Here is a 7,013-nt window from a genome sequence, read left to right as displayed (position 1 = left end):
GGGCTGCCGGGCCGGGGCTGGAGCAGGAATGTATCCCTATGGGCCCCATTCGTCCGGGCGAGGCGGTGATCTCCAGCGGTCACAGCCTGCCCAACGCTCATGTGATTCATTGTCTCGGCCCGGTGTATGGACGGGATAAACCGTCGGATCAGTTGCTGGCCTCCTGTTACCGGGAGGCCCTGCAGTTGGCGGATGGGAACGGTATTGCCCGCATCGGTTTTCCGGCGATTTCTACCGGGGTGTTCGGTTATCCGTTGGCTGACGCGGCACTGGTGGCGTTGCAAACGATCCGTGACGCCGCGCCGACCCTGGAGGCGGTGACGCTGGTGCGTTTGGTCTTGTTTAGCGATGCGGACTTAGCCGTTTTCGACAAGGCATTAAAGGAACTGTAGGAACGGAGCGTAGCGCAGTAACGCACGTAGTTCCGTGCGACCCGAAGGGAATATCATTCTGGCATAACCAAGGGGGTAGGTGTTCGCCATGCGAGCATGGCTCCTGCAGAAACAGGGAGAGGAAATGTACGCCGTGATTTTCACCGCCACCGTGGGCGATCAGGGTAGTGGTTACCGGCAGATGGCCGGACAGCTACGGGATCTGGCCATGGCCGATTTCGGTTGCACGGATTTCATCAGTGTCACGGAAGGAGAGCAGGAAATTGCCATCTCCTACTGGCCAGATGAGGCCTCCATCATGACCTGGAAGCAGCAGGCAGAACACCGGGTTGCCCAGCAGCTGGGCAAGGACGGCTGGTACAAACACTACAAGGTGGAAGTGGTGAAAATCCTGCGGGCTTATTCCGGCAACTAACCGATGTCGTCGGAACGTCGCTGGCGGCGCGATAACCAGCGTAAAAGACACGACTCACACGTCTAAAGCGAGGCCGCTGTAGGAGTTCCTCTTGAGGGACGAACCACGCGTCAGCGTGGAAATCGCCCGCAGGGCGATCAGGAGTGCCGGGCGTCGCCAGAGTGATCTGGTGGTGCCCGCATAGCCCGCTCCCTCGCCCAGGCTCGGATTCGTCCCTCAAGAGGGGTTATTCGCTTCGCTCACCCTTCGGGCCGCACGGAACTACGTGCGTTACTCCGCTACGCTCCGTCCTACAGCGGCTTATAGATGCCGCGGGAGCTCGCTTAGTTCAACTGCCCCTGCAGCGCCATCACATCCACGGTCCGCTCCCGGTTAAGAGGATCGACCAGGGTGTTGGCATCCTGATAGACACGCGGGGTCTTGTAGAGCATGGCCACCGCTTTCACATGGCTGGGGCATACGTAACGCTCAGGCATTTCCTGCTGCAGCCAGGCGCGCACTTTCGGTGCCTGATCGGAGCCCATTTTCGGGAACAGATGGTGCTCCACATGATGGCTGAAATGGAAATGCAGCGGATCGATCCAGCGCCAGGCGCGCACGCTCATGGAATTGTCCACCGGGTGGTTGTTGTCCATCTGCGGGCGCAGCATGTGGTTGGTGAGAATGTAGCTCTGGCCGATGAAGTTGATGATCGCCATGGGGATCAGCACGGTGAAGATCGCCAGTGGGCCGGATACGATGGCCAGCGTTATCCATGCCGCCATGCACAGGTAGGACTGGCGGATCGCTTTCTTGCGGTTGAATCCCTTGAACTCCTCACGCTTGCGGGTCTGCATGCGCAGCACCAGCTGGCCGTGGAACATGAAGGAATAGAACAGGAACAAAAAGCTGTACCAGGTGCGCCCGCCGGGGGCCAGCTTGGTAAAGTTGGCAGTCTGCGGGTGTTTCTCGTAGCGGTACAGGGTGCCGAAGGAGTCCGGGTCCTTGTCGCCCAGGTTGGTATGGGCATGGTGGGCCACATTGTGCCAGCGGCGCCAGAATTCCGGGGCGATCAGGGCCGGGCCAAAACCGATCCAGCCGAGAAAGTTCTGCATGCGCTTGCTCATGCCCAGCGCACCGTGCAGCACCTCGTGAGCCAGCAGTGCCTGGCAGGCCAGGGTGTGTCCGGCAAGAATGGCCAGCAGCAGATTGCCCCACCAGGGCAGGTTGAGCACCAGAATGGTGGCGATGCTGCCGATGATCACGGCGCTCATGGGAATAAACCACAGGGCACGCAGCGGGCGGGCCTTGAAGGTGGTCGGGCCGAGATCCTTTTTCACCGCATCGCGGATGGCGCGGGCATCATCGGCACCGAAATGGCGACTGTAGGCGGGTTCTTGCATTATCTCTGTCCTTGGCGAAGCCGGGAAATTCGGATGCAGGCATTCTGGTGAACAGTCGTGTCCGGGCGAAGTGCAGGGCTGGACAGAAGTCAGTCATTTTCGGACAAGTGTAAAATTAGCGTATAGTAGCCCCATGACTCACGAACGCTTTATACAGCTGGACCCTGGCACCGGTCGTTCTCCGGTCCCCGTCAACTATGTGCGTAACCTGGTGGAACTGATCGCCGAGGTTGGCGTGGATACCCGTCGGCTGCTTTCCCGGGTGGGTCTGAGCGAGGATGAGGTCTATAACCCGGAACCGGCCCTGCGCTTCGAGCAGTTTCGCCGGGTCATGGTGGGCGCCCGTGAAATGACCGGGGATCCGGCCCTGGGGCTGGCACTGGGTCAGCAATTGACCCTGACTGCCCATGGCCTGCTCGGCTATGCCGCCATCAGCAGTGCCGATCTGGGTGATGCCCTGCGGCTGCTGGAGCGCTACTTCCGTACCCGTACCCGCCTGTGCGTTCCCCGCATCGAACCCTCGCAGGAAGGGGTGCGTTTCTGCCTGGTGGAAAGCGTGCCGCTGGGTGATATCCGTGAAACCTACCTGGAAGTGGTGGTGGCGGCCGTGGTCGGCGGGATTCGTTATCTGCTCGGCGAGCGTTTCCAGGGGGCGGTGCTGGAGCTGCCCTATGCCGCGCCTGCCCATGCGGATCGCTACCGGGAGTTGCTGGCCATGCCGGTGGAGTTTGGTGCCGAGGTAGCGGCGCTGCGATTACCCAAGGCCCTGCTCGGTGAGCGCTTTACCCTGTCCGATCCGGCGTCCCGGCAGATGGCCGCACAGAAATGTGAGGAAGAACTGCAACGGCTGGAAGCGGATCAGGACTGGGCCAGCCGCGTGCGCGCCCGGTTGATGCAGGCCGAGGGCATGCTGCCCAGCCTGGAACAGCTGGCGTGCAACTTCCACGTCACCTCCCGCACCCTGCGCCGTTACCTCAATGCCCTCGGCGTGAGCTACCGCTCCCTGCTGGAAGAGGTACGCATGACCAAGGCCATGGCGTATCTGCAGGCCAACATCACCGTGCAGCAGGTGGCCTCAAAACTGGGTTACGCCGACCCCAGCAACTTCGCTCGCGCCTTCCGCAAATGGACTGGCCATCCGCCGAGTCACTTCCAGCCGTAATAGCCACCGTTTCTTTGCTTTAACGCCTTGTGCTGACGTTTATGGTGCTGATCAATACTGTCAATAACCGCTAGTCCGAGCCTTGATCGTTCATTATTGACTAAGCCCAACGGTAGCCAGGCTTCGCAATAGAGCGCGTATATTTCAAAGAAGTGGCGGGAGAAGGCTCCGTCTTCAATACTATCTGGCTCTTCTAGTTTGCGTCGCTTTTCGATAACCCAGGGTTCCAGAGCGTACCAGCAGCAAAGATACATCGGCCCCCATAGGTTCATGAAGTGCTGGCGTGATATCAGGTTGTTCCAAGCCATGTAGCCGATACGTTGTAGTTTAATGCTGACTTGGTGGGCGGCGTCCAGTTCTACTGGAAGCCAGCTTTCTTCGCGGCTCTGTTCGTTGTAGGGTTGCCGCTGGTGCGCATCTGTAACAGCACGTATCAAGGGTTTGAGAGTATCCATTTCCGCCATGGCCCAACGAAGAATATCGGCATCGCGGGAGAGCGAGGCTTCACGGATATTATGTGAGCCCTGCCGTAGTCCAAGGAGCAGAACGATGGTCAGAACAACCATCAGGATGTCAGATATTCCGGATACGCCTCCCCAGTCAAAGGTTTCAAACTGAAATCTGATATTTTCGAACATTCCGGAATTGCCTCGCCTTACAGTATTGTCAGAGCTTAATGCCCTAGACGAAGAAAGAATGAAAACACAATGAAAGGGAATTCTGAACCTGTACTGCTGGTCAGCCAGGACAACTACCCCAAGGGCAGTTGTCAGCGTGGGCGCATGCAGCGTCAGCGGCTGATCCATCGTGCGTCCTACGTAGTGGTGCGTGATCTGGCCGGGCGGGTCTGTGTGCAACAGCGTGCCGGCGACAAACATTTTTACCCCGGTGGTTGGGATCTGGCTGCCGGTGGTGTCATGCGCCCCAATGAAACCGTGGGCGAAAACCTGTCGCGGGAACTGTTCGAGGAAGTGGGCGTGCAACGCCTGTTTTCCCGTTGGCAATGGTTCTTCTTCTCCAATCCTCATCACCGGGTCTGGGGTGCGCTGGCGTCCGTGGTGGCGTGTCCGCAGGCTGTCTCGCTCAGTGATGAAGTGGTGGCCGTCGACTGGCTCCCCGCCCGTCAGGCATTGGCACTGGCTGATGCCACGCCCGATACCCGCCATGCCCTGACCTTGCTGTTGTCATCCCCCTCCTGAGCGTTTTCGTCCTTGTGGCCGGCTGTCTGGCTGGGTAGCTTCTCTTCCTGATGCAGAAAAGGGTGAGGAAGTTATGTCCCAGCGATTCAGTGTGGCCGGTAAACGCATTTTGATCACCGGCGCGTCCAGTGGCTTTGGTGCCCACTTCGCCATTGCCTTGGCCGAAGAAGGGGCCGACGTGGTGCTGGCGGCCCGCCGGGTGGAGAAACTGGAAGCTACCGCCAAGGCGGTGCGCGACCTGGGTCGCGAGGCCGCCGTGGTTCCCATGGATGTGAGTGACCACAGCAGTGTGGAAGCCGCCTTTGCGGATATGCCGGCGGTGGATGTGGTGGTCAACAATGCCGGCGTGTCCCACGAAGGTCCCACCGACGAGCTCAGCGAGGAAGACTGGGACACCGTGGTGGATACCAACCTGAAAGGGGTCTGGGCGGTGTCCAAGTTTGCCATCCAGCAATGGCGGCGCGACGGACGCCCCGGCAGCCTGATCAACATTGCCTCCATCCTCGGCCTGCGAGTCGGTGGTCGGGTGGCACCTTACACCGCCTCCAAAGCGGCGGTGGTGCAGCTCACCAAGTCCCTGGCGCTGGACTTTGCCCGTTACAACATCCGCTGCAATGCCATCTGCCCCGGCTATGTGGAAACCGATATCAACCGGGATTTCTTCAACAGCCCGCTGGCGGAAAAAATGCTCAAGCGCATTCCCTATCGCCGCCTGGGGCAGATCGACGAACTGGTCGGCCCGCTGTTGCTGCTGGCATCCGATGCGTCGTCCTACATGACCGGTTCGGTGATCGCCGTGGACGGCGGCCACCTCTGCAATACTCTCTAACTGAATTCACCGAGGACAGATCATGGATTTTTCCCTGAGCCCGGAGCTGGAAAGCCTGCGCCAGCAAGTGGCTTCGTTTGTGGAAGCGGAAATCATGCCGCTGGAAAACGACAAGGCCAATTACGACGATCACGAAAACTTCAAGGAAAGCGTGGTCGACGCCCTGCGAGAAAAAGCCAAAGCGGCAGGGTTGTGGGGCTTTCAGTTACTGAAGGAACGCGGTGGCCTGGATGTGGGCGTGGCCGGTATGGCGGTGCTCTACGAAGAAGCCGCGCGTAGCCCGTTCGGTCCAGTGGTGTTCAATTGCGCGCCGCCGGATGACGGCACCATGATCCTGTTTGAAAAGATTCTTAGCGAGAAGCAGAAGGACCGCTGGTTGCAGCCGATGATCGACGGCAAGGTGCGCTCTGCCTTTGCCATGACTGAGCCGGAGGGGGGATGTGGCTCCGACCCGTCCCTGACCTACACCACGGCCACCAAGGATGGTGACAACTGGATCATCAAGGGCCGCAAGTGGTTCATCACCGGGGCCGAAGGAGCACAGACCTTCGTGCTGATCGCCAAGACCGGCGAAGATACCCGCAAGGGCCTCACCGCATTTCTGTTCGATGCGGATCAGCCCGGTTGGGAAATCGTCCGCCGTATTCCCATCATGGGCCCGGAAGAGCACGGCGGGCACTGCGAACTGAAATTCGACGGTCTGGTAATCCCCGATGAAAACCGCCTGCTGGAAGTGGGCGATGGTTTGAAAGTCACCCAGATCCGTCTCGGCACCGCGCGCCTGACCCACTGCATGCGCTGGCTCGGCCTGGCCAAGCGTTGTATGGAAGAAGCCGCCGGCTATGTGGAAAACCGTATGAGCTTCGGCACCACCCTGGCCGAGCACGAAGGTGTGCAGTGGATGCTGGGCGACGTGGCCAAGGACATCGAAGTGGGCCGTCTGTTGACCATGCAGGCCGCCTGGAAGCTGGACCAGGGGGATTTCGCCAAGAAGGAGATTTCCATGGCCAAGATCCACGTGGCCGACACCCTGCACAAGGCCGCCGACACCGCCATCCAGCTGTGCGGTGCCCGTGGCTATTCCAAGGACACCCTGTTGGAGTGGATCTATCGCTACGCCCGCCAGGCGCGCCTGGTGGACGGTGCCAGCGAAGTGCACAAAATGGTGTTGTCGCGGTTCTACCTGAAAGAAAAACGCGATTTCTTTCAGTGGGGTTAACGTCGTTCTGTCGGTAATCGCCTGTCATCGAACCTTTGCCGTTACGTGCCGGTCTTCGGCCCAGACGGCAGGGGTCTTATTAGCGGTCACACGCTGTGAGGAAATCCATTTGAACGTCTCAACCTGGTGTGGTTGAGACGTTCATGTCCCCCCCCTCCTTTCCTTTCGCTTTCTTGCTGGCAATCCGTCCCCTCCCTGGGGGATACCGGTGTTTCATGGCGGTATCGCTTGTCATTCAAGGTCAATTCTGGCTGTAAGTTAATGTCAATTAGCCAATGCTTGTTTTTTCATAACTGTGATAGGCTGCAAAAAATTGACGTGATCTGCGTCACGGCTTATTCAGGGAAACGCCCGGTGTAAGGCCGTTCGCCAAGCCGCCAGCCAGCCGGGGGCAGGGCATACGCGGGGTACAACT

Annotated in this window: 8 protein-coding genes; 6 read left to right on the top strand and 2 right to left on the bottom strand. The window is 59.4% G+C overall.

Going from position 1 to position 7,013, the window contains the following annotated elements; genetic code table 11:
- Positions 1-392, top strand: a 392-nt coding sequence (locus ACFE0K_RS12285; protein WP_434536340.1) for a macro domain-containing protein, incomplete at its 5' end; no start/stop codon positions are given.
- Positions 393-480: 88 nt separating this feature from the next.
- On the top strand, positions 481-807 hold the full coding sequence (locus tag ACFE0K_RS12280; RefSeq protein WP_434536339.1) for an antibiotic biosynthesis monooxygenase family protein: 327 nt from the start codon (positions 481-483) through the stop codon (positions 805-807).
- A 323-nt stretch (positions 808-1,130) separates the two neighbouring features.
- Here ACFE0K_RS12280 and ACFE0K_RS12275 read toward each other — a convergent pair whose 3' ends face one another.
- On the bottom strand, positions 1,131-2,189 hold the full coding sequence (locus ACFE0K_RS12275) for a fatty acid desaturase family protein (RefSeq protein WP_434536338.1): 1,059 nt from the start codon (positions 2,187-2,189) through the stop codon (positions 1,131-1,133).
- A 133-nt stretch (positions 2,190-2,322) separates the two neighbouring features.
- Between ACFE0K_RS12275 and ACFE0K_RS12270 the strand changes: the two genes are divergently transcribed.
- Positions 2,323-3,351 carry an AraC family transcriptional regulator gene (locus ACFE0K_RS12270; protein ID WP_434536337.1) on the top strand — a complete coding sequence of 343 codons (1,029 nt, stop codon included), beginning with the start codon at positions 2,323-2,325 and terminating at the stop codon, positions 3,349-3,351.
- On the opposite strand, the gene ACFE0K_RS12265 is transcribed toward ACFE0K_RS12270, so the two are convergent.
- The gene (locus ACFE0K_RS12265; RefSeq protein ID WP_434536336.1) at positions 3,336-3,989 is read right to left on the bottom strand and encodes a hypothetical protein; all 654 of its coding nucleotides are present in this window, start codon (positions 3,987-3,989) and stop codon (positions 3,336-3,338) included. The genes ACFE0K_RS12270 and ACFE0K_RS12265 overlap by 16 nt on opposite strands.
- A 69-nt stretch (positions 3,990-4,058) precedes the next feature.
- Here ACFE0K_RS12265 and ACFE0K_RS12260 point away from each other — a divergent pair, with 69 nt between their 5' ends.
- The 3 genes from ACFE0K_RS12260 (at position 4,059) to ACFE0K_RS12250 (ending at position 6,598) form a co-directional block, all read left to right on the top strand.
- A complete protein-coding gene (locus ACFE0K_RS12260) occupies positions 4,059-4,550 on the top strand; it encodes an NUDIX hydrolase (protein WP_434536335.1) in 492 nt (163 codons plus the stop codon).
- Positions 4,551-4,623: 73 nt separating this feature from the next.
- Positions 4,624-5,379: an SDR family NAD(P)-dependent oxidoreductase gene (locus ACFE0K_RS12255; protein ID WP_434536334.1), complete on the top strand. Its 756-nt coding sequence runs from the start codon at positions 4,624-4,626 to the stop codon at positions 5,377-5,379.
- A 22-nt stretch (positions 5,380-5,401) separates the two neighbouring features.
- Positions 5,402-6,598 carry an acyl-CoA dehydrogenase family protein gene (locus ACFE0K_RS12250; RefSeq protein ID WP_434536333.1) on the top strand — a complete coding sequence of 399 codons (1,197 nt, stop codon included), beginning with the start codon at positions 5,402-5,404 and terminating at the stop codon, positions 6,596-6,598.
- Positions 6,599-7,013: the final 415 nt, after the last annotated feature.

The organism is Alcanivorax sp. (assembly GCF_051117345.1).
Taxonomy (GTDB): domain Bacteria; phylum Pseudomonadota; class Gammaproteobacteria; order Pseudomonadales; family Alcanivoracaceae; genus Alcanivorax.
This window is presented reverse-complemented; position numbering and strand designations above follow the sequence as displayed.